This is a genomic window from Paenarthrobacter sp. NPDC091669 (assembly GCF_044756725.1).
Classification (GTDB): domain Bacteria; phylum Actinomycetota; class Actinomycetes; order Actinomycetales; family Micrococcaceae; genus Arthrobacter; species Arthrobacter bambusae_C.
Window position 1 is genome coordinate 397,810 of the sequence record NZ_JBIVTK010000003.1, and the last position, 26,532, is coordinate 424,341.

25 protein-coding genes are annotated in these 26,532 nt (G+C 61.6%); 10 read left to right on the plus strand and 15 right to left on the minus strand.

The annotated features are described in order from the left end of the window. Nucleotides 1–5 precede the first annotated feature (5 nt). The gene (locus ACIQLI_RS07165; protein ID WP_400386570.1) at nucleotides 6–1,673 is read right to left on the minus strand and encodes a serine/threonine-protein kinase; all 1,668 of its coding nucleotides are present in this window, start codon (nucleotides 1,671–1,673) and stop codon (nucleotides 6–8) included. Nucleotides 1,674–1,822: 149 nt separating this feature from the next. Here ACIQLI_RS07165 and lipB point away from each other — a divergent pair, with 149 nt between their 5' ends. Continuing rightward, entirely contained in the window at nucleotides 1,823–2,491 is a 669-nt protein-coding gene (lipB, locus tag ACIQLI_RS07170; protein ID WP_354225522.1) for a lipoyl(octanoyl) transferase LipB, read from the plus strand. After that, nucleotides 2,488–3,507, plus strand: a complete 1,020-nt coding sequence (gene lipA / locus ACIQLI_RS07175) for a lipoyl synthase (protein WP_400386573.1) — start codon at nucleotides 2,488–2,490, stop codon at nucleotides 3,505–3,507. The genes lipB and lipA overlap by 4 nt, the downstream gene beginning before the upstream one ends. A 79-nt stretch (nucleotides 3,508–3,586) precedes the next feature. On the opposite strand, the gene ACIQLI_RS07180 is transcribed toward lipA, so the two are convergent. Genes ACIQLI_RS07180 through ACIQLI_RS07190 form a run of 3 tightly spaced genes read right to left on the minus strand, consistent with a single transcriptional unit; the run spans nucleotide 3,587 to nucleotide 8,326 of the window. Continuing rightward, complete coding sequence (locus tag ACIQLI_RS07180) at nucleotides 3,587–4,444, minus strand: acyltransferase (RefSeq protein WP_400386576.1); 858 nt, start codon at nucleotides 4,442–4,444, stop codon at nucleotides 3,587–3,589. Then, entirely contained in the window at nucleotides 4,428–6,302 is a 1,875-nt protein-coding gene (locus ACIQLI_RS07185) for a hypothetical protein (RefSeq protein ID WP_400386579.1), read from the minus strand. The genes ACIQLI_RS07180 and ACIQLI_RS07185 overlap by 17 nt, the downstream gene beginning before the upstream one ends. Then, entirely contained in the window at nucleotides 6,302–8,326 is a 2,025-nt protein-coding gene (locus tag ACIQLI_RS07190) for a CDP-glycerol glycerophosphotransferase family protein (protein WP_400386582.1), read from the minus strand. Before ACIQLI_RS07190 ends, ACIQLI_RS07185 begins: the two co-directional genes overlap by 1 nt. Before the next feature lie 190 nt (nucleotides 8,327–8,516). Here ACIQLI_RS07190 and ACIQLI_RS07195 point away from each other — a divergent pair, with 190 nt between their 5' ends. Further along, nucleotides 8,517–9,278 (plus strand): DUF4191 domain-containing protein, encoded by a 762-nt coding sequence (locus tag ACIQLI_RS07195; RefSeq protein ID WP_354232813.1) that lies wholly within the window; start codon nucleotides 8,517–8,519, stop codon nucleotides 9,276–9,278. Between the two features lie 105 nt (nucleotides 9,279–9,383). Here ACIQLI_RS07195 and ACIQLI_RS07200 read toward each other — a convergent pair whose 3' ends face one another. Then, nucleotides 9,384–9,821, minus strand: coding sequence for an RDD family protein (locus tag ACIQLI_RS07200; protein ID WP_400386585.1), 438 nt, complete (start codon nucleotides 9,819–9,821; stop codon nucleotides 9,384–9,386). A gap of 323 nt (nucleotides 9,822–10,144) precedes the next feature. Here ACIQLI_RS07200 and glnA (ACIQLI_RS07205) point away from each other — a divergent pair, with 323 nt between their 5' ends. Continuing rightward, nucleotides 10,145–11,569, plus strand: coding sequence for a type I glutamate--ammonia ligase (glnA, locus tag ACIQLI_RS07205; protein WP_089594519.1), 1,425 nt, complete (start codon nucleotides 10,145–10,147; stop codon nucleotides 11,567–11,569). A 76-nt stretch (nucleotides 11,570–11,645) separates the two neighbouring features. On the opposite strand, the gene ACIQLI_RS07210 is transcribed toward glnA (ACIQLI_RS07205), so the two are convergent. From ACIQLI_RS07210 to ACIQLI_RS07225, 4 genes are all read right to left on the minus strand, one after another. Continuing rightward, complete coding sequence (locus ACIQLI_RS07210; RefSeq protein WP_354232808.1) at nucleotides 11,646–11,996, minus strand: hypothetical protein; 351 nt, start codon at nucleotides 11,994–11,996, stop codon at nucleotides 11,646–11,648. Nucleotides 11,997–12,324: 328 nt separating this feature from the next. Beyond that, the gene (locus tag ACIQLI_RS07215) at nucleotides 12,325–12,552 is read right to left on the minus strand and encodes a hypothetical protein (protein ID WP_354232807.1); all 228 of its coding nucleotides are present in this window, start codon (nucleotides 12,550–12,552) and stop codon (nucleotides 12,325–12,327) included. Nucleotides 12,553–12,609: 57 nt separating this feature from the next. Then, entirely contained in the window at nucleotides 12,610–12,825 is a 216-nt protein-coding gene (locus ACIQLI_RS07220; RefSeq protein WP_026542533.1) for a hypothetical protein, read from the minus strand. A 54-nt stretch (nucleotides 12,826–12,879) separates the two neighbouring features. Continuing rightward, a complete protein-coding gene (locus ACIQLI_RS07225) occupies nucleotides 12,880–13,449 on the minus strand; it encodes a GNAT family N-acetyltransferase (protein WP_400386589.1) in 570 nt (189 codons plus the stop codon). 60 nt (nucleotides 13,450–13,509) lie between these two features. Between ACIQLI_RS07225 and ACIQLI_RS07230 the strand changes: the two genes are divergently transcribed. Next, nucleotides 13,510–14,997 carry an arylsulfatase gene (locus ACIQLI_RS07230; RefSeq protein WP_400386592.1) on the plus strand — a complete coding sequence of 496 codons (1,488 nt, stop codon included), beginning with the start codon at nucleotides 13,510–13,512 and terminating at the stop codon, nucleotides 14,995–14,997. Here the strand turns inward: ACIQLI_RS07230 and ACIQLI_RS07235 are convergent. Next, the gene (locus tag ACIQLI_RS07235) at nucleotides 14,994–18,005 is read right to left on the minus strand and encodes a bifunctional [glutamine synthetase] adenylyltransferase/[glutamine synthetase]-adenylyl-L-tyrosine phosphorylase (RefSeq protein ID WP_400386595.1); all 3,012 of its coding nucleotides are present in this window, start codon (nucleotides 18,003–18,005) and stop codon (nucleotides 14,994–14,996) included. The two genes, ACIQLI_RS07230 and ACIQLI_RS07235, sit on opposite strands and share 4 nt — an antisense overlap. 9 nt (nucleotides 18,006–18,014) lie before the next feature. Beyond that, nucleotides 18,015–19,355, minus strand: coding sequence for a type I glutamate--ammonia ligase (gene glnA, locus ACIQLI_RS07240; RefSeq protein ID WP_026542529.1), 1,341 nt, complete (start codon nucleotides 19,353–19,355; stop codon nucleotides 18,015–18,017). A 190-nt stretch (nucleotides 19,356–19,545) separates the two neighbouring features. On the opposite strand from glnA (ACIQLI_RS07240), the gene panB reads away from it, so the two are divergent. Then, nucleotides 19,546–20,451: a 3-methyl-2-oxobutanoate hydroxymethyltransferase gene (panB, locus tag ACIQLI_RS07245; protein WP_400386598.1), complete on the plus strand. Its 906-nt coding sequence runs from the start codon at nucleotides 19,546–19,548 to the stop codon at nucleotides 20,449–20,451. On the opposite strand, the gene ACIQLI_RS07250 is transcribed toward panB, so the two are convergent. Continuing rightward, nucleotides 20,448–20,612 (minus strand): SPOR domain-containing protein, encoded by a 165-nt coding sequence (locus tag ACIQLI_RS07250; RefSeq protein ID WP_011774435.1) that lies wholly within the window; start codon nucleotides 20,610–20,612, stop codon nucleotides 20,448–20,450. The genes panB and ACIQLI_RS07250 overlap by 4 nt on opposite strands. Nucleotides 20,613–20,720: 108 nt before the next feature. Between ACIQLI_RS07250 and map the strand changes: the two genes are divergently transcribed. The 3 genes from map to ACIQLI_RS07265 all read left to right on the plus strand — a co-directional run bounded on the left by map (nucleotide 20,721) and on the right by ACIQLI_RS07265 (nucleotide 23,251). Next, a complete protein-coding gene (gene map, locus ACIQLI_RS07255) occupies nucleotides 20,721–21,599 on the plus strand; it encodes a type I methionyl aminopeptidase (protein WP_400386601.1) in 879 nt (292 codons plus the stop codon). Nucleotides 21,600–21,670: 71 nt separating this feature from the next. Then, nucleotides 21,671–22,474 carry a polyphosphate--glucose phosphotransferase gene (gene ppgK / locus ACIQLI_RS07260; protein ID WP_278251957.1) on the plus strand — a complete coding sequence of 268 codons (804 nt, stop codon included), beginning with the start codon at nucleotides 21,671–21,673 and terminating at the stop codon, nucleotides 22,472–22,474. Between the two features lie 9 nt (nucleotides 22,475–22,483). Beyond that, complete coding sequence (locus tag ACIQLI_RS07265; RefSeq protein WP_400386604.1) at nucleotides 22,484–23,251, plus strand: SDR family oxidoreductase; 768 nt, start codon at nucleotides 22,484–22,486, stop codon at nucleotides 23,249–23,251. An 86-nt stretch (nucleotides 23,252–23,337) separates the two neighbouring features. On the opposite strand, the gene nrdR is transcribed toward ACIQLI_RS07265, so the two are convergent. From nrdR to ACIQLI_RS07280, 3 genes are all read right to left on the minus strand, one after another. Then, the gene (gene nrdR / locus ACIQLI_RS07270; RefSeq protein WP_354232800.1) at nucleotides 23,338–23,841 is read right to left on the minus strand and encodes a transcriptional regulator NrdR; all 504 of its coding nucleotides are present in this window, start codon (nucleotides 23,839–23,841) and stop codon (nucleotides 23,338–23,340) included. 175 nt (nucleotides 23,842–24,016) lie between these two features. Beyond that, entirely contained in the window at nucleotides 24,017–25,381 is a 1,365-nt protein-coding gene (gene hisD, locus ACIQLI_RS07275; protein WP_400386607.1) for a histidinol dehydrogenase, read from the minus strand. A gap of 4 nt (nucleotides 25,382–25,385) precedes the next feature. Further along, nucleotides 25,386–25,919, minus strand: a complete 534-nt coding sequence (locus tag ACIQLI_RS07280; protein ID WP_400386610.1) for a hypothetical protein — start codon at nucleotides 25,917–25,919, stop codon at nucleotides 25,386–25,388. A gap of 110 nt (nucleotides 25,920–26,029) precedes the next feature. Between ACIQLI_RS07280 and ACIQLI_RS07285 the strand changes: the two genes are divergently transcribed. After that, entirely contained in the window at nucleotides 26,030–26,530 is a 501-nt protein-coding gene (locus ACIQLI_RS07285; protein ID WP_354232797.1) for a flavin reductase family protein, read from the plus strand. The last annotated feature ends 2 nt before the right edge of the window (nucleotides 26,531–26,532 follow it).

Here is a 26,532-nt window from a genome sequence, read left to right on the forward strand (position 1 = left end):
ACTGGTCAGCCGATGGTCGCTGGGTCTGTTTTTTCCGGGTTTTCCGGGTTTTCCGGGCTTTCCGGGCCGGTGCCCGGGGCAAGGATTTCCGAAATCCACCATCGCCCGTCAGCGCGAACGACGTGAACGCGAAGCTCCTGCGGTGGGCGGGCAGGCCGTGACCGGACTTTGGCTCCTGAAGCATCGCGTTCTTCGTACCCGGATGTCGCGACAGTCAGCGTAACCACTGCGTCGACGGCCTCTCTGGGTCCGGAAACGCCAGCCCCGGATATGGTCGTGGAGAAGCCGGCGTACATCGTTCCGGTTTTCCGCAGGTGGTCCGCCAGCAGCTGGTCAGAGGATTCCGCGGGTGATCCAGAGGCATTGACCAAGGCTAATAGCTCAAGCCTTCCTTGCCCCAGTGCCATATCGCGCAGGGATGACAGTGTGGCAACGGCCACTGCAGGGTCATCGGCATGGAGCCCTTCGGCCAGTCCTTCCGGCAGAGCGGCAGACACCGTGGTTTCTGGCCCGGGGTCCGCTTTGCCGGTTTCCGCCGCTACTTCCTGCGGCTGGGCAGATAGCTCCATGCTCTGTTGCTGCGGGTTCTGCGGCCACAGGTTCCATGCCAAAATCCCGAGCAGCAGCCCGGTGGTCACTATGGCAGCACTGCCTCTGAACCACCGGCCACGACGTCGCGTCCGTCGGCCCTCGGATCGAAGGCTCCGTTGTAGTCCACGCGGCAGGAATCTCCGCCATGATCCGACCCATCGGGGTGTGCGGCGTACGGAACGCCCCAAAGCCTGGCGCCGCGTCAGCAGTTCAGGAATGACGGAGGAATGTACAGCGCCGGACAAATCCACCGGCTCAGGCGCTGCGCTCCTGAAGATTGCCATGGCCAATTCTTTGGCTGTTGGCCGCACCAACGGATCCAGATCCAGCGCAGCCTCCAACGCCGCGACCAAGGACCTCGGAACATCCGGAACCACCACAGACAACGGCGGCCGGTGCTGAGTGGTCTCCGGGGCCGCCCCTGTCAGGCAGTACCACCCTACGGCGGCAAGGGAATAGATATCGCGCGCCGGCTGGAGTTCCTGCAAGTCGTCAGTCCCGCTGCCGGCCATTGCACCGCCAGGAGAGGTAAAGCCGGGTGTTCCAGCCTCAAGGTTTGGACGGCCACCTCCCACCATGGAGGCAATGCCCAGGTCCGCGAGCAGTGGCTTCCCCTCAGCAGTGAACAGGATGTTCCCTGGCGCCACGTCGCCATGCACGGTGCCGTGGGCATGGAGGTAGTCCAATGCTTGAGCAAGAGGGGTCAGAATGGTGACAGCTTCGCCTACCTGGAGCCTTCCCCGCCCTGCCATCAGGTTGGCCAGCGAACCACCGGCCGCGTAGTCCATGACGATGCCCAGTGTCCCCACGGAATGGCCTTCAAGCGGAACAACGTCGTATATCTGAACCAAGTGCTGGTGTTTCAGTCCGGACAGGACCTTGACCTCCCGCGATGCTTCCTCATGAATCCTGGAGTGCGCCACCTGGCCGCTGGGGCTGGCGCACTTAACGGCAAACCGTGCCCCGTCGCCTCTCCTGGTGACGAGCCAAACAGTAGAAGTACTGCCTTGGCCCAAGATGCGGGATGTCTCATAGCCCGGAACGGACGGCGTGACGGCGGCGGGCGGATCCAGAGTTTCCATAGACAAGATCTACCGGAGTACGGGATTTTTCGCAGAAGTTATCCACAGGCCGCGCCTGGCTCGCGCCGTGGGACCTCCAGCACGCGATGCGACTGAGAGGTTCGCCACAAAATCATGGCCAGTCCCCCGCTGGGTCTAAGCTTGAACCCATGACTCTTGAGTTTTCACAACTGGGTCTTGCCCCGGATTTCGTTGACTACATGCAGGGCTGGGACCTGCAGCGCGAGATCCACAACAAAGTTGTTGCGGGCGAGAAGAACAGCACCGTTTTACTCCTGGAACACGCTGCCGTCTATACGGCCGGCAAGCTCACGGAAGATCACGAGCGACCCTTTGACGGGACTCCCGTCGTTCCTGTGGACCGCGGTGGGAAGTTGACCTGGCATGGTCCCGGACAGCTGATCGCCTATCCCATCCTCAAACTCAAGAACCGCGCCGGCATCCGCGACTATGTGGAACGGCTCGAGGCCATCATGATCGCCGTGATGTCTGACTACGGCATCAACGCCGTGACTGTGAAAGGCCGGGCAGGCGTATGGATGCTCGCCGATGACAAAGGTCCGGACCGCAAAATTGCCGCTATCGGTATCCGGGTACTGGACGGCGTCACCATGCATGGTGTCGCCATCAACTGCAGCAATGACCTGGCGCCTTACGAACAGATCATTGCCTGTGGAATTACCGACGCCAGTGTCACCACCATGTCGCTGGAAGCCGGCCGGACCATCAACCCGGCCGACATCGTTGACCGCTTCGTGGAAGAATTCCGCAAGCATGAAGAAGCACTCATTTCCACCCACGAAGGAGCACTCCAGTGACCCTGGCACCTGAAGGCCGTAAGTTGCTGCGCGTTGAGCAGCGTAACTCGGCGGTCCCGGTTGAACGCAAGCCTGAGTGGATCAAGGCCAAGGTCCAGATGGGTCCGGAGTTCGTCCAGCTCAAGAACCTGGTGAAGAAGGAAGGCCTGCACACGGTGTGTGAAGAGGCCGGTTGCCCGAACATTTTTGAGTGCTGGGAAGACAAGGAAGCGACGTTCCTGATCGGCGGGTCTGAGTGCACCCGGCGCTGTGATTTCTGCCAGATCGATACCGGTAAGCCGTCCCCGGTGGACATGTTCGAACCCACCAAGGTGGCCCGGAGCGTGCAGGCCATGCAGTTGCGGTACGCCACGGTGACCGGGGTGGCCCGTGACGACCTCGCCGATGAGGGCGTGTGGTTGTACGCCGAAACGGTCCGGAAGATCCACGAACTGAACCCGGGCACCGGAGTGGAGCTGCTGATCCCGGACTTCTCCGGCAAGCCTGAGCACATCGCGGCGATCTGTGATTCCCAGCCCGAGGTGTTCGCGCACAACGTGGAGACCGTGCCGAGGATTTTCAAGCGGATCCGCCCGGCGTTCCGGTACGAGCGGTCCCTGGATGTCATCACGCAGGGCCGTGACCTTGGCATGGTGACCAAGTCCAACCTGATCCTGGGCATGGGCGAGACCCGCGAGGAAATCTCCGAGGCGCTGCGGGACCTGCACGCGGCCGGGTGTGATTTGATCACGATCACCCAGTACCTGCGCCCGTCCGAGCGGCACTTGCCGGTGGACCGGTGGGTCAAGCCGCAGGAGTTCGTGGACCTCCAGCACGAGGCCGAGGAGATCGGGTTCCTTGGTGTGATGTCCGGACCGTTGGTGCGGTCCTCGTACCGGGCCGGGAGGTTGTGGGCCACCGCGATGCGGAAGAAGGGCCGGGACATCCCCGCCCACCTCGCCCACATTGCCGAGGGCATCCAGGACTCCGGCACCACCCGCCAGGAAGCCTCCACCATCCTCGCCGCTCACGGCTAAGCAAAACCCACGGCTAAGCCCCCACGGCTAATCCGTTCCCAGCCGCGTCGCCAACACCAGGCGGCGCGGCTGAGTTGTTTCACCCCACGTAGAACCGGTTTCTGGCGCCCAGGTGATCCAACTGGAAGCACCAGGCTGCCCGTCCTATGCCGGAGGTAGCGGCGTCCAATCCGCGTTCCAAGGTAGAGACGTCTATGACCTGTTCGTCGGGGACAAAGATGAACTCATCCCCCGAATGAACAAGGCTCTTTTCCGTTTGGGCCACCGTGTACCCGTGAACGGATGGCCGCGTCCAGAAGATCCCTTTGCTGACGATTTTCGCGGGCACGCCTGCGGCAGTAGCGTTGGAGGGGACGTTCTTGGTAATCAAGGCCCGGGCAGCAAGAATGCTGCCGGAACCGACCTTGGCTCCCTTGAGAAGAAGCGTGTCTTCCCCCAACCACACATGGTCCCCCACCCAAATGGACCCGCTCGGATTGACCCGCTGGTGGTGCTCCACTGAGTAGATCAAGTGTGGGTCGGCCGTCCTGAAGGCAACCCGCGACGAGAACATTGCATCTCTGCCCACGATCACGTGCTTGCGTTCAGTGGGAAGTACACGTGCTTCTGCCGTGAAAGTTGCACCCGGCCCCAAATAGAAGACGGACTCTTCGAATACCGTCACAATCAGCCTGAGGAAACCATGGGACTTCCGGAGATGGATCACGGCGTCGTTTCCCAGGAAGCGGAGCCTTGTGTTGCGGAGCCTGGTTCCGTCCTCGATAAACAGCACGTTTCCGGTTCCCGCGAATTCCACGCTGGATGAGGTGAATTCAGAACCGGGCGTTTCTTTGAGGTGTACTACGTTGTCTTGAATGGAGGCCACGTCCGCGTAGGAACGGATGATTTGGTTCTTCGGGGCGTGGGCACCTCTGGTGGAATCAGTGTTCTCCGACACCGGCCAACACCTCCCGGGAGTCCGCAAGCACAACGCAGGTGTCTTCCCAATCGATGGCGGACAGTACCTCGGCAGCTTCGGCGTGCGTGTCCCCATGGACGACAACCAGCAAGCGCTGGACTCCGGCTGCGATGACAAACCTTAGAGCTGCGATGTCCGCCATGGCCCAGCCATCGACGGCTTGGACCGCAGCCCTGCACGCCGTCCGGGCATCACTGTCCTCGACGTCTGTAATGACTGCTTCGGGGTCGGAAACGAAATGGATTTCCATCGTGTCACCGTCAGGGGCCAGTGTGCGGCAGCGATAGCGGAAACGCGCGAACGTATCGCCGTCGAGCACTGAATAGTCCTGCGTGGCCTCTGTCTGGAGGGTCAACGCCTGGGAGCTCAAGCTCTTCTTTGTTATCCGTGTCCCCGGTTTCACCGCCTCAGGCAGGGCACCGGTCCACGTGGTGCCATCGGCCTTCATGGCGATCACCTGGGAGAGCTGGTCGATGGGGTCATAGGCGGGGAAAAGGCTCTGTTCACCTGCGGTGTATTTGACGAAGTGATAGGAGTGCTCCGTCATCAGCTGCAGGAACCGTGTTCTCCCCGAGCTCCCGGCGATGAACCAGTTGGCCCCGGTGACCATGGAGGCTTCAGCATCGATCCGGACCTGCACCTGGAGGGTCTGATCGTGGCGGAAGGTACGCATCTCTTCGCACGCGAATTGTTCCTCCTTCCGGTGGCTGAGAAATCTCCGGATGATCCCCAACATGGCTGGCAGCGCGGCCCTGGCCACCTCGGAGTGTCCGCCATTGATGCGGTACTTCGAGAGATTGGGTATGTCGGAGGCCAACTCGATCAGTGAATGGTTGCTTAGTTCGTCGGAGTTCGTATAGAAGTAATCAATTTTGCGTCCTTCGGCGAAATACCGCCGGAGGCGGTCCTCTGGTTGCCCGACATCGCGCAGGGCACGGTTCTGCAAGAGGTTGTCCTTGAAAAACGGTTTGTTGAAGTAGTACGGCAGGTTCATTTGCGGCACTGCAAGCAGCAAGGCGGCGTCAGGATAGTCCTTGGCGTAGTGGATGGCGATGGAACCACCCTTGGAGGCGCCGAAGAAGAGCATCTCTTGACGATCTATGTGGAACCGGCTCCGCAGCCCTTCAATGGCTCCCCCCACCCGGCTCTCCAGGGGCCTGCCTGCGTTGTCCACCATCATGTACGAACCGGCCACCAGGTAACGGTCCTGGAAACACACCATCAGGGTGTCCTGCAGGTCCGTCTCCGTGAGGTCCTTGAGGTAACTTACTGCGTACGAAATCCGCGTTGTCGAGGGGCCAAAACCGGGGAAGGTGATGAGCATTTTTTTCGGGTTTGTTGTGTTCCCGCGCAGTGAGTAGAACACGTCCCCGTGTTGCTCCACACCGTACTGCTCGTCGTACGCAAGCTGTTGTGGCGTCGTGAACGCTCCCCGCCCGATCTTCAACTCATAGGGCGTGTCGATATCGACGGCGAAACGGGAGACATCGTCCGAGGTGACCATGATGTTGCGGTACTCGAGAGGAAAGCCCCGGGCCGGTGGTTCCACCATGTTGCCATAGACCACCTTCCCGTCTTGGAACAGACGGAACTGTTGCCCCTTCCAAGCTTCCCAATTGCCCAAGGTCAGCTTCGCGAAGTAGAGCCCTTGAGGGAGGCTTTCGGAGGCAACACGGCGGATCCTCCCCTCCAGGCCCTTGGCCTTGATGATGCGCCGCACGGGTGAATCAGCCCGGGATGCAAGGACTGCCCTGGCGACCTCCAGCCCGGCAGGCGAGTAGGCAGCCGCCCGGCCGGCTTTGGTGATGCTCCTCTTGAAACCATGGATCAACGCCATCAGAGACTCAACATCCTTTCGACGATCTTTTCGTTGATGCGCGCCGGATCCACTCCCTCGAAGAATCGCTCACGACGCCTGATGTACTTGGGATCCCTCACGGCGAAATCGTTGTGGACGATGTGGCTCACCAGCTCAGAGTGCTCACTGAACACAGGGCCCAGACCGTCGTCGCTGTAGTCCAGGCGGCTCTCGTAGGGCTGGTCCTTGAAGAAGTCGGCTGCGTCCCAGTGATAGTACGCAATTGGAGTGCCCACGAAGGCCGCGTCAAGGGCCGCGGAACTGTAGTCGGTCACCACGAGTTCAGCGGCGCGAATCGCTTCCCGGTAGCTCAAATCGGACTTCACGATGCGCTCGGTAAACCTGAACTGGCCGGCTCGCTTTTCTACGTTGGGGTGAAGCTTCACATGCATGATCCGGTCTGTGTCCTCAAGGAACCTCATGAGCCGTGGGTCCGAAAGCAAGGTGTCGATGGCATGGAAGTAGCTCGACTGCACGAAGTGCTCTGTCGAGGACTGGTGCAGGTTGAAGCGCCATGTGGGCATGAAGAGAAGATGTTGTTGTCCGTGGATGTCACGGGCCAAGGACTCGTATCGCGGCAATCCGCTGTTCAGGGTCTCAACAGGAGCCAATTTGCTCATGTAGTCCGCTTCGATCCTGCCCGTGGCAACAAAGACGTCAAAGTATTTGGAGAGCACCCAATCAGACATGTCGTTGAGTTGGATTCCATGCTGAAGGTAGACAAATCTGGAGTTGGCGAACGATTTACCGCGGTATCTGATGCTGTAGATCTGCGAGGACACCACAAGGTCCGATATGAGGAACTTCTCGTAGAACTCCTTGGTGAAAATGGAGATCAAGTTGAAGCCCTTGGACTCAAGGCGCGCCCAGTCGGGAGATTTGGGGTTGATGGCGAAATACGCATGGGTAAATTCGGGATGCTTTGCCGTGAAGTACTCGTACAAATGCTCGGCATTGTCGTCCGCTTGATGGGGCCGGTCGAAGAAGAGGATCGTCGAGGAGGAACTGATCGGCCGGTTATAGAAGTTGTAGCTGCCGGGCCTGGCATGGCCGGACCTGAGGTTGCGTGCCAGATAGCACTTTCCGATCGTCAGGGTTTCCTCGTTGAACAGCAACTCATACAGTGGGATCTCGTTCGCGCGGGCATCCGGTTTGTGCCGGAAAACCAGGTAGGCGTCTTTGTTGCTGAGCTGCTTGTAGAACTGCTTGCCGTCTGCCGGGTCATCCAGCCAGCGGATCCAAGCAGCTTCGAAAGGCTGCAGCGGCTCCACCATTGCCAGCAATTCCATCAGCTCGAAGCCTCTGATCAAGTCACGAAGATGGTTCAAGGTAATGGACGTCGCCTTTTGACCCCGGATACCCCGGAGGAACAGTGCAACGTAGCGCAGGACCTGCAGCCTGATCTCTTTGGAGTCAACGGGCATCACCGGCATCAGACGGTTGGCTTCCGCAGCAATCCGGAGGCCGATCGCGGCCTTGGTGTCCGATGCTACGGAAAAACCTGTGGTGAGCGGCCTGACCTTCGCTATGGACCAGTACATCCGGTAGCTGGTGTAGATGGCGGAGCGATCCACGTCCCCGAGCGCTTCCAGTGCGTCGGACAATCTCCTCGTGTTGAAGGCACTGCCAAAGACGTCGGTGTCGCGGGCGTAGTGGTACGCGTCGTCGAGTTTGGTTCCGGCTGCATTCTTCGGGATGGGGCCTGTGTACATGACGGGCTCGGCGAGATAGACGGTGCGCGACTTGAGGTATTCGAAGAGAGTGGCCACGTAGTTCGCAGACAAGAGATGGGAAGTCCGCATGAAGATGACGTACTTGCTGTCGATCTGCCGGCAGAGCCTGGAGATGACGGCCGTCGTCAAGGACTCAGCAACATGGAGGACAGCGAAATGCGATTCAAGGCGCAGGCGTGCAGCTATCAATCGCCGATACATGGCTGACTCGCGGTCAAGTTGTCCGGTTTCCTCAAGGACGATGGTGAGCAGTGGCGGCAAATCAGTCATGTGGTTCCTATGGGGATCGAACGTGGGGAATGCGCAGTATCGAGTGACTCCGGAGCTTGGGAGTCACTTAAACCAAGTGACACAGCGGGCTGGTTCATGACGGAGAAATCAAAAACGATTCGCCCGCAGCCCGGCCGTGGTCCACAAGGCGTCCGGTGCCTGGGCGTATATCACGTAGAATTGAGGCACTATGGCGAACTCCCCTGATTCCAGCAACTCGACCCCCTCGGCCGACGCACCCAAGCGTGGGCTGTTCAAGCGCAAGCCCAAGGAAACCAAGGCAAAGAAGCCTGGCCAGCTGAAGCAAATCGCTGAAGTCTTCAAAATGACCCGGCGGAATGATCCCCAGGTCGTGTGGATCATGGTGTTGGCGTTCCTTGCCGTGGTGGCTGTCGCGTTCCTGATCGGCTTCCTTCTGGAGAACTGGGTCACCGGCCTGATCATTGGTATTCCGCTGGGTCTCCTGGCAGCGGTGTTCATCCTGTCCCGAAGGGCCGAAAAGGCCGCCTTCGCGCAGATCGAGAACCAGCCGGGCGCATCTGGCGCCGCCTTGGGAACCCTCCGCCGTGGTTGGGTGACGCAGGACCAGCCTGTAGCGGTCAACCCACGCACGCAGGACGCCGTCTTCATGGCCATTGGCCGCCCCGGGGTTGTCCTGGTCAGCGAAGGCCCCACACACCGTGTAAAGCCCCTTGTGGATGCAGAGCGCAAGCGCCTTGCCCGCATTCTTCCGAACGTCACCATCCACGTTCTGGAATCCGGACGCGGAGAAGGCCAAGTGCCCCTGAACAAGCTGGCGAAGACCATGGGCAAGCTCAATAAGGAGCTCACCAAGATTGAAGTAAACGCTGTCAGCAAACGCATCAACTCCTTGGGGAACCGCCTGCCGATCCCCAAAGGCATCGATCCCTACAAAGCGCGCCCGGACCGCAAGGCCGCACGCGGACGCTGACGCGGACGCTCTTGGTGACAACAAAAAACCGCTGCTCCCCCGATTGCGGGGAGCAGCGGTTTTTTGTTGTGTTCATTGCGTTGTGTTCATTGCCTGCGGGCAGCCCTACATCCGTATGAGGATCGTGTTCATGGCTTTGTCGTGCAGGCCCCGCTGGTCGGGATCAAAGACGACGGCCGGAATAACCAGGCATAAGAGGACCGTCCGTACCACTGCGGCCAGCGGGCCGGCCGGCCCACCACCCAGGCGGACCACATGGATTCCAGCCACCCTGTGTCCGATGCTGTAGCCCAAAGTGCCAATCAAAAGAATCTGCTCAACGGCGAAAATAGCCAACGTAGCCCACGCGTCGCCGCCGAAGGCAAAGTTGCTGATGACCAACGCGATGGTCCAATCCACCACGATGCCCAGGATGCGGCGACCGGCGCGCGCGGTGGAGCCGGGACCCGACTCAGGCAACCCGAGTCTTTCACCGGGGTATTTGGAGATTCCGGACGTGTCCGGACCGCTCAACCAGGAGCCTATGTCTTTTCGATCAACCACACCTCAAGCCTAACGGCTGGCACGCTTGGTGTCCGACCCGGCACAACAGCTGAAGGGGCCGCCAAGGTGTTTGTGCGGGCAATGTGTTCGCCCACCGGACCGACGTGGACCGGACACCGGGAAGCCGACTACCGTTTACACAACAGATGATTCTGTAACCTGCCGGAAACAATACTGACACCCCCGGGAAATCCCATCTCCCTATGGTGGTATGAGTTGCCAGCCACCACTGCAAGGGGATGTCTTTGTGTCTCCGGAGCTTTGGCATGGGCTGCACCAAGCGGCCTTCCGGGCCTGTTACTTGATATGCATAAGGAGCATAGATGTTCAAGACTGCGGACGAAGTCCTCAAGTTCATCAAAGACGAAGACGTCAAATTCGTCGATATCCGCTTCACCGACCTTCCTGGTGTCCAGCAGCACTTCAATGTGCCGGCCAAGAGTGTCGACCTTGACTTCTTCGTCAATGGCCAGCTCTTCGATGGTTCTTCCATCCGAGGCTTCCAGGGCATCGCTGAGTCCGACATGCAGCTCATCCCGGATGTGACCTCGGCCTTCATCGACACGTTCCGCATCGAGAAGACGCTTGCGCTGAACTTCTCCATCGTGAACCCCCGCACCGGTGACCCCTACCACCGCGACCCCCGTGGTGTAGCCGAGAAGGCTGAAGCCTACCTGGCTTCCACGGGCATCGCCGACACCGCATTCTTCGCTCCCGAGGCTGAATTCTTCGTCTTCGACAACATCCAGTACGAGTCCTCACCGCAGGGCAGCTTCTACAAGATCGACTCTGAAGAAGCTCACTGGAACACCGGCCGTAAGGAAGAGGGCGGAAACCTCGGTTACAAGACCCCCGTCAAGGGCGGTTATTTCCCGGTCTCCCCCACCGACAAGCAGGCCGACCTTCGCGACGCCATGTGCATCGAATTGGACAAGGCCGGCCTTGAGGTTGAGCGCTCCCACCACGAAGTTGGATCCGCCGGCCAGGCTGAGATCAACTACAAGTTCACCACGCTGACCGCGGCTGCAGATGACCTGCAGAAGTTCAAGTACATCATCAAGAACACTGCCGATGCCTGGGGCAAGTCCGTCACCTTCATGCCGAAGCCTGTCTTCGGTGACAACGGCTCGGGCATGCACTGCCACCAGTCGCTGTGGAGCAACGGCGACCCGCTGTTCTATGACGAGAAGGGCTATGCAGGCCTCTCCGACATGGCTCGCTGGTACATCGGCGGCCTGCTGAAGCACTCTTCCGCAGTTCTGGCTTTCACCAACCCGACGGTCAACTCCTACCGCCGCCTGGTCAAGGGCTTCGAAGCCCCCGTGAACATGGTCTACTCGCAGGGCAACCGCTCCGCCGGTATCCGTATCCCGATCACGGGCACCAACCCGAAGGCCAAGCGCATCGAGTTCCGCGCTCCGGACCCCTCGTCCAACCCGTACCTGGCGTTCGCTGCCCAGCTGATGGCCGGCATTGACGGTATCCGCAACCGCATTGAACCCCCGGCTCCCATCGACAAGGACCTCTACGAGCTCCCGGCCGAGGAAGCCAAGGACATCCCCAAGGCTCCGGGCTCTCTCGAAGAAGCTCTTGAAGCCCTGCGCGAGGACAACGAGTTCCTGCAGGCCGGCGGTGTCTTCACCCAGGACCTCATCGATACTTGGATCGACTACAAGTACGAGAACGAGATCCGCCCCCTGTCGCTGCGCCCGAACCCGTATGAGTTCGAGCTCTACTACGGCGTCTAAACTCCACCGCAGGCATTAACCAAGGCGATCCCCGGTCCATACGGACCGGGGATCGCCTTTTTGGTGCAGTAGCGGACTACTCAGTCTTATCCTGATCGCGTTCGCGGATGTTCCTGGCGATCTCGTCCAGTTTCTCCTTGACGAAACCCGCGGCTTCCGAGAGACCCTTTTCGGCGCTGCCGAGGGGATCAAGCTGAAGATAGACCTTGTGGTCTATCGGGAGGTCGTATTCGTCTTTCAGGTGGGTACCGCCGCCGACACCATCCAGCGACAGGTAGACCAGCGCTTCGGTTCGCGCAATGCCTGCGATGGTTCCGAAAACCACAGTGAAGTCATTGGGCTGAAAGCTCACGGACTGACCCACATGGCGCCGGTCCAACTCCCCGGCAAGGACGGTCTTCTCTGTCGAACTTCCGTTGTATTCCATGGACTTTCCCTCTGTCTCGAGAACAGTGACAGATGAAGTCTATAAGGATACTTAGCGTCTGCGCAGCCTGGTGTCCCAACAAGACCCAGCCGCGGCGCTCACGGAGGCGACGCGATCAGTGCTGGGTTCTGGGCGCCTGCCCCGGCACGTCCGGTGCCGCACAGTCGGGGCAGAACACCCGATCGGTTTCTTCGCCGCAGCACTGGCAGCGATGGAGCAGGGCCGCTGGTTCAATCACATACGTTGTCATAACCACCATGCTGCCCCTGCGGCAATAGCGGGGACACGAGTAGCGTGTACTCGTTTTTTCGCCTTCCAGGTGCCGTGACTACTTGGATTCGAAGAGGCGCAGTTCTTCGGCGGTCGCCGAAGCGAGGCTTAAAGCTCCCCCGACGACGGCAGCAGGTTCATCATCGGAGAAGGTGGCAAAGCAGCGCCGGCACACGAAAATTCCGGCTCGGCCGTGACGCGAGGACCAGTGCGGCCCTGCCTGCTCACAGCGGAAACAGCACATGGTGGAGAAAGTTGCACCTTCCGAATCCACGCTGATTGTCACGGGAGAATCCTAAGCGACCCCAGCCGCCGGGGCCAGACCCAGGCCGTGGCAGTATTTCTACTGCTTGCCGTACTTCTTGTGCACCGCCTGCTTACTGACGCCCAAGCAAAGCGCTATCGCCTCCCATGACAACCCGGACTGCCTGGCCGCACGTACCAGCGAAGCCTCCCGCCGCCCTACTTCCTTCTGCAGTTCCGCCACGGCGTATAGTGCTTCCGCCGGGCCCATTCCATCCATCGATCCCACCAGCGTCTTCATCCGGTCCACCTCCATAGCGTCAACCATAGTTGACGGCATAATGACCGTCAACCAGTGTTGACGCCATCGTCACTCGAAGGCCCTGCACATGATCCGCTGCGGACCGGAACTGCCACCCAGGTACCTGCCCGAATCGAGGAAGCCAGCCTTGCGGTAAGCCGCCTGGCCCGCCGGATTGCGCTCGTTGACGGACAGAACGACGCCGGCCTGGTCGCCGTCCAGCCGGGCCGTCAGCTTGCGCGCCTCCTCCACTGCCGCTCGCGCAGCCCTCGTCCCCAGGCCACGCCCTTGGCTGGCCGAGTCGATCAGGAAGCCCCTGAGGAGCCATGCAGAATCGTCATCGGACCAACCCGCCAATCCCGCAGCCCCGTATTGGAGGGTCAGCACGCCCACCGCCAGCCCGCCCGACTCAATGACATAGGGCAGGCGGGACTCCTCCTCCATGCCCAGCAGCATCATCCTGAGGGGATCGCCAACGAACTCACGCTGCCCCTCCCCGACAGACAACGCAGCCACGGCACCAAGGTGTATGGCCCGCGCGTCGTCGTCCAGAAACTTCAGGGGAATAAGCCAGACATCACCCACACCATGATGATCATTTACGCTCGAAAACAGATCTTCCGAGTCATATTCAAGCATTTCGCGAGGTCTTCCTACTAGGGTTGTCACATCAGTTCCCTACGTCGAAGGAACCTTTCCATGAGCCGGCCGAACGTCATTCTGATCTGCGTGGATGAATGGAGGGGCGACTGCCTGTCCTCGGACGGCCATCCCTACGTCGAAACACCCCATCTCGACGAACTCGCCCGAAACGGTGTGCGGTTCTCCAAAGGCTATTCTGCTACGCCGTCTTGTGTCCCTGCCCGCGCGGCCCTGTTTACAGGCCAGTCGCAGGAACGGCACGGCCGGGTGGGGTACAACGACGGCGTACCGTTTCACGCAGTCCACCCGGTGACAGTACAGGGCGAGTTCAGAAAGGGCGGTTACCACACACAAGCAATTGGAAAGATGCATGTGTGGCCCGAACGCTCACGGCTCGGCTTCGACGACGTGATCCTCCATGATGGCTACCTTCATCACGCTCGGCGGGAACACCAACAGCATTTCGCCATGTTTGACGACTACGTGCCATGGCTACGGAGGCAGCCGGGGATGGGCCCGGATGCCGAATATTTCGATCACGGCGTGAACTGCAACTCGATTGTCGCCCGGCCCTGGGACAAATCAGAGAACCTGCACCCTACGCATTGGATCGGCACGCAGGCCATCGAATGGATGCACCGCCGCGATCCCGTGAAACCCTTCTTCCTCTACCTTTCCTTCCACCGTCCGCACCCACCGTACGACCCGCCGTCGTGGGCGTTTGAGCAGTACCTGAACATTCCCGGGTATGAGGCCGTGGTGGGAAATTGGGAGCACCACTGGGATGAGAACCGGAGGGACGGAGACTACCAGGCAAGCTACGGCAGAATGCCGGACCACGTAGTCCACCGTGCCAGGGCCGGGTACTACGGCCTGATGGCGCAGATCGATCTGCAGGTCAACCGCATCAGGGAGTCGCTGGCCGATTTTGGACTCGATGACAACACGGTCATCGCTTTCACCAGCGATCACGGTGAAATGATGGGAGACCACCACATGTTCCGCAAGGCCGTGCCGTACGAGGGATCCGCCCGCATACCCTTCATTATCGCCAACCCACCTGCAGCCAAGGACGCAGCGCGCGGGACCGTAGTGGACCACATCGTGGAACTGCGGGACATCATGCCCACTCTGCTGGATCTTGCCGGTTTGCCCATCCCCGACTCTGTCGATGGAAAGTCCCTGGCGCCCTTGGTGCGCGGCGGGAATACAGAATCCGTCCGGGAGTTCCTGCACGGCGAACACGTCTACTGGGGGCAGAACCTGCATTGGTTGACCGACGGGCACCACAAGTACATTTGGGGGTCCGGAAAGGGAACAGAGGAACTGTTCAACCTCGACGCCGACCCGCAGGAACGCTTCAACCTCGCCGACGACCCCGCGAGCCTCGCTGAACTGCATTGCTGGCGGGATCGGATGGTGGAGGCACTCCGGGACCGTGAAGAAGGTTACGTGGTGAACGGCACGCTGGTGCCCGGCGTTCCGGTGGTCTCCATGTTGCGGCATGCCCGGGGGAAGGCCGAAGCGGCCCTTTCCCTTGGCTAATGTCCGTAGAAGACCTTCTCGAACACTCCCCTTGCCCTCCGGCTGAGCCGTAGGTAGTCCTCTTCGAACTGGCCGGCATTTCCCGGAGCATATCCACACCATCGCGCCGCGGCCTCAAGGTCCTTCCGCGATGACGGCAGGAGGTCCGAAGCCCGTCCCGTGACGATCACATTCGCTGAGCGTATCCGGCTGGCAAACCGCCACGCATCCCGCAGGAGCGCAGCGTCATCGTGGCCTATGAAATCCAGTTTCTCCGCTGCGGCGAGGGCCTCAAGCGTCGAACTTGTCCGCAGCTCCGGGTGCTTGCCTGCGTGCTGCAGCTGGATCAACTGCACCAGCCATTCGACGTCGCTCAGTCCGCCACGCCCAAGCTTGACGTGACGCGCAGGATCAGCGCCACGCGGCAGGCGTTCGGATTCCACACGCGCTTTGATTCGACGGACTTCCCGCACATCCTGCTCCGCCAACTCACGTGGATAGCGGATCGGATCAATAAGCCTGACGAAATCGGCAGCCAACTCATCGGAACCGGCCATGGGACGCGCCCGCAGCAGCGCCTGGGCCTCCCAGATCAGCGACCACCGGCGGTAGTACTCCGCATACGACTCCAGCGACCGGACCATCGCGCCGTTCTTTCCTTCGGGCCGCAAGTCCGCGTCCACCATGAGAACCCGCTCAGCCATGATGGCCGGCTTGAGCGGCTGGGTGAGGAAACTGGAGACTTTGGCGACGATCGCCGTCGCCTGCTCTTGGGCCTCTGAGTCAGAGAACCCGGGCCGGGCGCGATGCACGTAGATGACGTCTGCGTCCGAGCCGTAACCAATCTCCCGTCCACCCTGCCGTCCCATGGCAACCACCAGGACATCGGTTTTCAACGGACCATCGCCGGCAATGACGGATTCGGCTACATGAAGCGCCCCCAGGACAGCGGCCCGGTCGGTTTCAGCCAGTGCAAGACCAACCGCGTCCTGGTCCAGCAAACCGGAGCTGTCGGCAATCGCTGTCCGCAGGATCTCGCGGCGCCGGATCAACCGAATGAGCCTCATGGCGCTTTCAGGATCCGGGTGGCGTGAAAGCTTGGACCGGATCTCCTGCCACTGCGCTTCGAAACTGATGGGCACCAGCTCTTTGTCGCTGCCCAGCCATGCCACGGATTCAGGGGAAACTTCCAATAGATCCGAAATTAACCGGGAATTGGCCAACACTTGGCACAAACGTTCCGCAGCCGCCTGCGAATCCCGCAGAAGACCCAAATACCAATGAGTGGTTCCCAGGGCCTCGCTGACCCTGCGGAAGGCGAGCAGACCGGCGTCGGGGTCCACGCCTTCAGCGAGCCAGCCCAGCAAAATGGGGAGAAGCTGCCGCTGCAGCGCCGCCCGCCTGCTGACTCCGCCCGTCAGTGCTTCGATGTGCCGCATGGCTCCTTGCGGATCCGAGTAACCCAGGGCAGCAAGCCGGCCCTGGGCTGCCTCGGGGCTGAGTTTGGCATCCTCGCTGCTCAGCTTGGCCGCAGTGTTGAGCAGGGGACGGTAGAAGATGCGCTCATGCAGCTCCCGCACGGCTTTCTTGGTCTTCTGCCATGTCGCCATCAACTGGTCCGGATGGGGCCGCTCCAGCGAAAAGGGCCCCAGGACGGCCTTGGCCAGGAACCGCTGCGCGTCCTCTGTCACAGGCATGAGGTGGGTTCGCCGCAGCTGGAAAAGCTGGATGCGGTGCTCCAGCAACCGGAGGTAACGGTAGGCGTTGTCGAAAGCGGCTGCATCCGTGCGGCCAATATAGCCACCGGCAGACAGTGCGGCTATGGCCGACGTGGTGTCCCTGCACCGAAGGGATTCGTCGGATTTTCCATGGACCAGTTGCAGCAGCTGGACGGTGAACTCGACATCGCGAAGGCCGCCCCGCCCCAGCTTGATCTGGCGCTGTTCCTCGGCCGCGGGAATGTAATCGGTAACCCTGCGGCGCATCGCCTGCACGGATTCAACGAACCCCTCGCGGCCCGCTGAGGCCCACACCAGCGGTTCCACTGCCTTCTCATAGCGCTGGCCGAGTTCCCGGTCACCGGCGATGGTCCTCGCCTTGAGCAGCGCTTGGAACTCCCAGCTTTCCGCCCAGCGTGCGTAGTAGCTGAGATGGGAAGGCAGGGTACGGACCAGCGGCCCCGACTTACCTTCCGGACGGAGGTTGGCGTCGACTTCCCACAACCCGGGCTCCGGCGCCGAGGAAGAAATTGCGCGGGATATCCCGGACGCCAGGGCGGTACCGATGGTGGACGCCCGGGCGTCCTCCAGCTCCCCTGCCTCAATGACGTAGATGACATCGACATCGGAGATGTAGTTCAGTTCACGGGCGCCGCACTTGCCCATGCCCATGACGGCAAGCCCGACGTCGGCGATCTCCGCTGCAGCGTACTGTCCTGCCGCCTCGGCCCGGGACACGGCGAGGGCAGCCTCGATGGCCGCACCGGCAAGGTCGGCCAGCTCGGCGCCGACAGCCGGCATGAAGTCCTGCGGCGATGCGGCACAAAGATCCTTGATGGCCAGCTCTGTCAGCCCGCGTCGATAGGCGCTCCGAAGGGCCGCGTACGCCGGCATCCCGGTCATTCCCGCCACAGGGCGCTGGGCTCCGGGTTCGGCTTTCACAGAACGGAGCAGCATGGCCCGGAGCTCTTCGCTGGAAGCCTGGAGCGGCTCCGGGCTGACGCGGACATCGAAGACATCCAGGTGTTCCGGCCGGCGCATGAGGAACTCCCCCAGCGCTTCGGAAGCGCCCAACAGACGGTACATGGGCTCGCTGGTGTCCTGATCCGCCGCAGCCAGCTTCTTCAGTCCCGGATTCTTCTCAAGGAGCCGGACCAACGATTGCAGGGCCGTGTCCGGGCTCGCCGACATGGAGAGCCCGGCAAAGAGCGCTTCCTGGTCAATGCCCTCCAGTTCAGGGGCAGTAAGGAAACGTTCCGCCTTTTCGAGATCACTGAAACCGGCTGAAATGAGCCGACGTGCAAGGCTCATTGGCCCTGCCTACAGAATGCCGAGGTTGCGCTGCAACTCGTACGGCGTGACCTGGAGGCGGTAATCCTGCCACTCCGCGCGCTTGTTGCGCAGGAAGTGCTCGAAGACCTGCTCGCCCAGGATCTCGGCTACAAGCTCCGATTCTTCCATGGCGCGGATGGCGTCGTGGAGGCTGGCGGGCAACGGCGCATGCCCCATGGCCCTGCGCTCAGCCGTGGTCAACGACCAAACGTCGTCTTCGGCTGCAGCGGGAAGTTCGTAGCCTTCCTCAATGCCCTTCAAGCCGGCGCCCAGCAGGACAGCGTAGGCCAGGTACGGGTTGGTGGCGGAGTCGATCCCGCGGTACTCGATGCGCGCCGACTGGCCCTTGCCGGGCTTGTACAGCGGAACACGGACAAGCGCAGAACGGTTGTTGTGTCCCCAGCTCAGGTAGCTCGGCGCCTCGCCGCCGCCCCAGAGCCGCTTGTAGGAGTTCACGAACTGGTTGGTGACTGCCGTGAATTCGGGAGCGTGCTTCAGGATTCCCGCGATGAACTGGCGTGCCGTCTTGGACAGCTGGAACTCAGCTCCGGCTTCAAAGAACGCGTTGGTGTCGCCCTCGAACAGGGAGAAGTGGGTGTGCATGCCGGAGCCGGGGTGGTCGGTGAACGGCTTGGGCATGAAGGTGGCGTAAGTCCCCTGCTGGAGCGCAACCTCCTTGATGACCGTACGGAAGGTCATGATGTTGTCGGCGGTCTGCAGGGCATCCGCATAACGGAGGTCGATCTCGTTCTGGCCCGGGCCGCCTTCATGGTGGCTGAACTCCACGGAAATGCCGACGGATTCGAGCATGGTGACAGCCGTACGGCGGAAGTCCTGGGCAACGCCGCCCGGAACGTGGTCGAAGTAGCCCCCCTCATCCACGGGAACCGGCGAGCCATCGGGGCCGAGGTCCTTGGACTTGAGCAGGTAAAACTCGATCTCCGGGTGGGTGTAGCAGGTGAATCCCATGTCCGCAGCCTTGGCCAGGGTCCGCTTGAGGACGTTGCGGGGGTCGGCTGCGGAGGGCTCGCCGTCAGGGGTCAGGACGTCGCAGAACATGCGCGATGTCTGCTCCGTCTCACCGCGCCACGGCAGGATCTGGAAGGTCGACGGATCCGGCTGGGCGAGCATGTCGGACTCAAAGACGCGGGCGAGGCCCTCGATCGCTGAACCGTCAAAGCCAAGGCCCTCTTCAAAAGCTCCTTCAACCTCGGCAGGCGCAAGCGCCACCGATTTCAGGGAACCCACGACGTCGGTGAACCACAAGCGTACGAAGCGCACGTCACGCTCTTCGATCGTCCGCAGAACGAACTCTTGCTGGCGGTCCATAGGGCCTCTTTTCCGATTCAGTGTCCATGCCGCTGGTTCCAATGGTTTGGAGCCACGACAACTCAGCCTTCACTCTACTAAGTCTTCGGTGCTTATGCCGCAGCAGTACCTGCGCGTAACACAGCGTTTACATTCAGTGACGCTTGGCACACTGGTGGCAGGCGTCGTCGGCACCCCTTAGGCTCTACCCATGGCCCCGAGCAACCTCCCTGAGTCCACCACGCCCGCCGAAGTTCCCGCACCTTACGGGACCGGCCCGGCATCTGCTGCCACGACGCCCGCCTCCAGCGCCGGTAAGCCGATCAGCAGAGTCAGGATCCACCACCTCCAGCAAGCCAAGGACAACGGCGGGCGCTTCGCCATGCTGACTGCCTATGAGCAGTACACCGCAGAGATCTTCGACCAGGCAGGAATCGAAGTCCTCCTCGTCGGAGACTCGGCATCCAACAACGTCTTTGGCAACGAGACGAGCCTCCCCGTCACTGTGGACGAGCTCCTGCCCCTCACCCGGGCGGTGAGCCGTGCGGCCAAGCGGGCCCTGATCGTGGCGGACCTTCCCTTCGGCAGCTACGAGGTTTCGCCAGGGCACGCAGTCGCTACCGGCGTCAGGTTCCTCAAGGAAGGCCTGGCGCACGCCGTCAAGATCGAGGGGGGCGCCTACTATGCGGACACCGTAAAAGCCATGGTTCAGGCCGGCATCCCCGTCATGGCCCACATTGGCTTCACCCCGCAGAGCGAACACTCCCTGGGTGGTTATCGCGTCCAGGGCCGCGGAGACGACGCACAACGACTCGTGGACGACGCCCTTGCATTGCAGGACGCCGGCGCGTTCAGCGTGCTCATGGAAATGGTTCCGGCGGAAACGGCAGCCACCGTCGATGCCGCGTTGCGGGTACCAACCGTAGGTATCGGCGCGGGCAACACCACCACTGGCCAAGTCCTCGTGTGGCAGGACATGGCTGGTTTGCGAGGAGGCAAAATGGCCAAGTTCGTCAAGCAATACGCCGATCTGCGCACCACCCTCAGCGGCGCAGCCGCCGCCTTCGGCGAGGACGTCAGGTCCGGGCAGTTTCCCGGACCTGAGCATTCCTTCTAGTCGTCGTCCTGGGCGTCCCAGGCATCGTTTCGGGCTTTAACCTTTTCCAAGGCGTGCTCGGCTTCTTCCCTGGTTTTGTAAGGGCCAATCAGCTGCGTCCAATCGGACATGGCGTCCTCTTCGATCTCGTGCGTCTTGACGTTGTACCAGTACTCCGTCACGTCTCCTCCTCGGTCCTCGGGCGGCTGGACGCGTAACGTTGGCGGTGTCACAGGAACCCAGCCACCCTTTGTTACTTACGTCTCTTGTGTGCCTTATATGATCAATCTATGCCTTCTCTTGCTTCGACTGCACCCATCGGCGCCCTCACCCCGGGAACCATCAGCCCCGAGCGGCCCGTCCCGGCCTCCATTCCGCGGCCTGAGTACGTCGGCAAGAAGGCGCCGGCCAAGTTCACGGGTTCCGAGGTGAAGTCGGCGGAGACCATCGAGAAGATCCGCATCGCCGGCAAAATCGCTGCCCAGGCAATCGTCGAGGTCGGCAAGCACCTGGAGCCCGGCGTCACCACGGACTACCTGGATAAAATCGGCCACGAGTTCCTCCTGGACCACAAGGCCTATCCCTCCACGCTTGGCTACCGCGGCTTTCCCAAGTCGTTGTGTTCCTCGCTGAACGAAGTCATCTGCCACGGGATCCCCGATTCCACTGTGGTGAAGGACGGCGACATCCTGAACATCGACATCACAGCCTTCATCGGTGGAGTCCATGGGGATACCAACTACACTTTCCTGGTTGGCGACGTGGATGAGGAATCCCGTCTGCTGGTTGAGCGTACGCAGGAGTCGCTCAACCGGGCCATCAAGGCCGTGGCCCCTGGCCGCGAAATCAACGTAATCGGCCGTGCCATCCAGTCTTACGCCAAACGCTTCGGCTACGGCGTGGTGCGGGACTTCACTGGCCACGGCGTGGGTGAGGCCTTCCACACGGGCCTCATCATTCCGCATTACGACGCAGCCCCGGCGTATAACACCGTGATCGAGGCAGGCATGGTCTTCACCATTGAACCCATGCTGACGCTCGGCACCATCGAATGGGACATGTGGGCCGACGACTGGACAGTCGTTACCAAGGACCACAAGCGCACGGCCCAGTTCGAACACACCCTGCTGGTCACTGAGGCCGGCGCGGAAATCCTTACCCTTCCCTGAGCTCTTCGGAAGGTCCAGCAGCCCGGGCGGCTGCGCCATGCCCATCCCCTCCTGCCATGATCGGAATTGCATTGTCCAAGAAGGATGAGAAGACCCACAAGAACGCACCGCTGATCGGTATCGACATCGGCGGCACCGGCATCAAGGGCGGCATTGTCGACCTGAAAAAGGGCAAGCTGATCGGTGACCGCTTCCGTGTTCCCACACCCCAGCCCGCAACTCCTGAGGCAGTAGCCGAGGTTGTAGCCCAAATTGTCGAAGAACTCTCCAGCCGCCCGGACGCCCCGGCTGCGGACTCCCCGGTGGGTGTGACTTTCCCCGGCATCATCCAGCACGGCGTGGTCAACTCAGCTGCCAACGTGGACAAGACCTGGCTCGGTACTGACATCGACGCAAGGTTTACCAAGCGTCTTGGCCGTCCCGTTGAGGTCATCAACGACGCCGACGCGGCCGGTCTGGCGGAAGCCCGCTACGGAGCCGGCGAAGGCGTGGATGGAACTGTCCTGGTCATCACTCTGGGAACCGGCATAGGTTCTGCTTTCATCTTCAACGGCCAGTTGGTCCCCAACGCCGAGCTGGGCCACTTGGAGGTGGATGGACACGACGCCGAGACCAAGGCCTCCGCCGTAGCCCGTGAACGCGATGGCCTGAGCTGGGACGAGTACGGCGTCCTGCTCAACCGCTACCTCCAGCATGTTGAGTTCCTGTTCTCCCCCGAACTTTTCATTGTGGGCGGCGGAATCTCCAAGCGCTCCGATGAGTACTTCCCGCACCTGGACCTGCGCACCAAAATCGTGACTGCGAAATTGAAGAACGACGCCGGTATTGTCGGTGCTGCGCTTGAGGTCGCCCTGCACCACAAGCTCACCAAGTAGTCCCGCGGGATGGCTGAGGGCACGGTTCCGGGAGTCGGAACGGTTATCGTCACGGGGGCCAGCCGAGGCATCGGAGCTGCCGTGGCCCATGCTGCGGCCCGCGCCGGACACGCCGTAGTGGTCAACTACTCCGAGGACAGCGCCGGCGCTAAAACCGTGGCTGAGGACATCATCGGCCTGGGCGGCCGGGCACTGACCGTCCAGGCGGACGTCAGCCGCCCTGCCGACGTCGTGCGTTTGTTCGACGAAGCCGCGGGCTTGGGTCAGGTGACCGCTATCATCAACAACGCTGCCATTACCGGCAACCTGATCGGCCCCCTGGTGGGCGTACCGGGCGAGACCATTCAACGGGTTGTGGACGTCAACGTGTCCGGCATGATCTACATGTGCCAGGAAGCCGTGCGACGACTCTCCACGGACAACGGCGGCAGCGGCGGATCCATCATCAATATCTCGTCAACCGCCACCAAGGCGGGCTCCCCCGGGACCTGGGTCCACTACGCTGCCACGAAGGGTGCTGTGGATGTCCTCACGGTTGGTTTGGCAGCCGAGGTGGCCAAACAGGGCATCCGGGTCAATGCGGTGGCCCCCGGCAGCACCAACACCGGATTGCATGCCGCCGCCGGGATGCCGGACCGGGTGGAAAGGTTGAACCCCACCATTCCCATGGGCCGCGGGGCTGAGCCCGAAGAAGTGGCGGCGGCCGTCCTGTGGCTGATGTCCGCCGAGGCCGGGTACATCACCGGGGCTGTGCTTCCTGTGTCCGGCGGCCGCTGACAGTTGTCCCGGGAACGCTCATCCGGACGCGTGTCGGTCCTGGTGCCGGTGGCGGTTGCGGCTTCCCCTCCGCACCGCCACCGGAGCTAAAGCGGGCTCTTCTCTGAACCCTTGGCTTCGTTGGCGCCGGCCTTTGCATGCTCTTCATGCTCGTGGCGAAGCAGGGAAATGGCCGATTCGAAATCTTCCAGGGATTCAAAGGCCTGGTAGACGCTGGCGAAACGAAGGTAGGCCACCTCGTCCAGCTTCCGCAGCGGGCCAAGAATGGCCAAACCAACCTCGTGCGCGTCAATTTCCGCCGCACCCGAGGATCGGATGTTCTCTTCGACTTCCTGGGCCAGCATGGCGAGATCGTCCTCAGTGACCGGGCGTCCCTGGCATGCCTTTCGGACGCCACTGATCACCTTGATGCGGCTGAAGGGCTCGCCGACGCCGGACCGTTTGATAACGGACAAGCTGGTGGTCTCCACTGTGGTGAACCGGCGGCCACATTCGGGGCATTGACGGCGGCGGCGAATGGAAGAACCGTCGTCGGCCATACGGCTGTCCACGACGCGGGAGTCGGGATTCCGGCAGAACGGACAATACACGCTGGGCCTCCCCTGACAGTTCCGGCACGGAACGGGTCCGGCGGGTTGCCGGGGACGCAAAAGGTGCCGGAAGTTTAACTTCCGGCACCAGTTTACGTTTGTTCACTACGTAATGACAAGCGTGTAATTACTACATGTAGTGGTGGCCACCCGTATATGTAGTGGTTGGGGCAGCTTACGCGAAGCGGATCCGGACCGCGTCGCCGTGTCCGGGAAGATCCTCGGCACCTGACAAGCTCACGATGTGGCCGCTGACCTGTTCCAGCGCGGAACGGTTGTAGTTGATGACCTGCACGGCGCGGAGGAACGTGGTGACATTCAAGCCTGAAGAGAAGGCAGCTGTCCCACTGGTGGGCAATACGTGGTTGGATCCGGCACAGTAGTCACCCAGGCTGACGGGGCTGTAGTCACCCACAAAAATTGCACCGGCATTGCGGATCCGCGACGCAACGGCCGCAGCATCCGCCGTCATGATTTCCAGGTGTTCAGCCGCGTAGGCATTGCAGACCGCGATCCCCTGTTCAAGGTCATCCACCAGCACCACACCGGACTGGGGCCCGGACAACGCCTCCAGAACCCGGGCGCTGTGCTTGGTCACGGCAGCCTGCCGCGCCAGTTCACGTACGACGGCGTCAGCCAGGTCAGCGGAGTACGTCACCAGGACCGAAGCTGCTTTGGGATCGTGCTCTGCCTGGCTGATGAGGTCGGCGGCCACAAGGGGGGCCTGTGCAGTGGAATCAGCAAGAATGGCAATCTCGGTGGTGCCGGCCTCGGAGTCGATGCCCACTACACCCTTGACGAGCCTCTTGGCCGTAGCCACGAAGATGTTTCCCGGGCCGGTCACCACATCCACGGGTTCAATGGGCAACTCGTCAGCGGATCCCGGGATCCCGTAGGCGAAGGAAACAATCGCCTGTGCACCGCCGATCGCATAGACCTCATCAATGCCCAGCAGCTTGGCCGCAGCCAGGATGGTGGGGTGCGGAAGACCGTCGAAGTCTTTCTGGGGCGGTGAAGCCAGCGCAATCGACTCAACCCCGGCCGCAACTGCCGGCACCACGTTCATGATCACTGAAGAGGCCAACGGAGCGAGCCCGCCGGGCACATACAGCCCAACGCGGCCCACCGGAATCCAGTTCTGGCTGACGACGGCGCCATCGGCTAAGGCAACGTCCACATTGGCGGGACGCTGCTGCTCTGCAAACTGCCTGGCGCGGCTGATGGACTCTTCCAAAGCAGCGCGGACATCGGGATCCAACCCGGCCAACGCCTGGGTCAGCGCCTCAGCCGGAACCCGCGGGTGGGACTGTTCCACGCCGTCGAACGTCCTGGCCAGCTCAGCGAGGGCTGCAAAGCCACGGCCGCGGACAGCTGAAATGATGTCCTGGACCTTCTGCTCGGCGTCGGCCATGGTCTGATGGCGCGCCCTGGGGACTGCGGCACGCAGCTCAGCCAAGGAAAGGTGGCGGCCCCGGAAATCGATGCTCCGGAAATCAAGGGAAGCAGCAGCGCGGGCGGAAGTATCCGAAGAAGTGGTCACTTGGCTATTTTACGGGCTTCTTGGAAAGAACTCCGAACAGCGCCAGGACGAACGTGATGAACGCCGTCGCGGCCGGCCACAGCACCAGCACAGCGAAGGAACGGAGCGTGAATCCATACCCCGGGCCAAGGGCGGGGTTGGGGGCCGGACCAAACAGCTGTGCGGTCAGCAAGCCAACCAACCACGCCACGATGCCACCCAGGGCGCCGCCAACAAGTGCGAATGTCAATCGTCGCCCCACGTTGTGGCCCTGCAGTTTCCCGTCCAGCATGACACCTGTGAAACACCCCGCCACGAGTACCAAACCCGCCAGGACCAGGTCGCGTGGAAGCCAGGACCCGGGATTCGCTGCGTCGGCAAGCGCGGGGTTGCCGGAGACCAGATTGAGCCCACCCGGAGCAAGCAGCCACCAGAGCACACCAAGAAGGACGCCGGCGGCCGGCGGAAGGACAAGCCAGAGAGCCTCTTTGAAACTGCGGGAAGGAGCGGCCGGAGCCGGTTCGGCAACAGCAGGTACGTGCACGGTTGGCTCGGTCATACCCCTCACATTAACAAAGGTTCATGCATGCTCAACAAAATGAGGACCCGGCTCTACCGGAGGAATACGCTGAAGGGAGACTCAGCCCCCAGTCCAGGAGATTCACCAACGTGACAAGCGAACCATCCGGCTTTGACCAGACTTTCCGGGAGATGTTCCGCAGGCATGCCGCCGGGGTTGCCATCATTACGGCGAACCTGAACGGAAAGCCCTTCGGCTTCACCGCCACCTCTGTGGCGTCGCTGTCGGCCGAGCCACCCCGGTTCACCTTCAACATGGCCCGGAGCTCCAGTTCGTGGCCGGCCGTAGCCAATGCCGAATACATCGGCGTCCACATGCTGGGGCTTGAGAACCAGGCCCTCGCCAACCGTTTCGCACGGACTCGTGACCGGTTCGAAGGCGACCATTGGGAACCTGGACCCCACGAGGTGCCGATCCTGAAGGATGTCAGTGGCTGGCTGGTGGGCAAGATCCAGATGCGGCTCTCGTTCGAGAACAACGCAGTGGTAGTTGTGGAGGTCATCGATGGCCAAGTAGGCGACGACGGCACTCCCCTGCTTTACCACAGCGGCGGTTACAGCAAGCCGGCGCCGCTCGACTACGAAATCTGACC